1 pseudogene is annotated in these 551 nt (G+C 32.1%); it reads left to right on the top strand.

What is annotated here, in order from left to right:
* Positions 1-351: 351 nt before the first annotated feature.
* Positions 352-551, top strand: a pseudogene (locus tag ACFIL3_RS11165) (helicase); the annotation flags it as partial.

Genomic DNA, 551 nt, shown 5'->3' with positions numbered 1-551 from the left:
CATAAATACAATTTTTAATATATATCTAAGAGGGTTTTGTAGGTGTTTTGGGGGTTTTAAAAACAGACAAAACCTATCAAAATACTCATTCTGATATTTTAAAGAACGTAGTACATTTATCTTGATGAATACGTGAAATGAATAGCAAATTTCACTACTTTGCTGATCTTATTCCATGTCATGGGCTGTTGATAAGCAGCCTTAAAGACCCCTTTTGAAAAAAATATCGGCTTTTTTAGCAGTTTTTTCCCATTTTTATCGTTATTTGCTTTAAGTGCATTTAATTGAATTCGTTTTGATTCTTTTAATGAATATTAATCATCTCATAAGGCAAGGGATTTTTATTACAATATGCTTCAATCTATTAAGTCTGATAATGAACAATTCACTTTACGCTCCCTTTTACAATCCTATCGTGAACAGGCAACATCAAATGCTCTACGGGGGAAAGTGTTTGAAGATTTTGTGACAAAATATCTTATGCATGACCCTCTCCATTATGGACGATATGAAAAGGTAGAAACCTATTATGAATGGGCTGAAGAGCGTGA

The sequence above is a fragment of the Bartonella sp. CE47NXGY genome, assembly GCF_042195415.1.
Classification (GTDB): Bacteria; Pseudomonadota; Alphaproteobacteria; order Rhizobiales; family Rhizobiaceae; genus Bartonella.
Note: the sequence above shows the minus strand (reverse complement) of the source record. Positions and strands in the feature narration are given on the sequence as shown.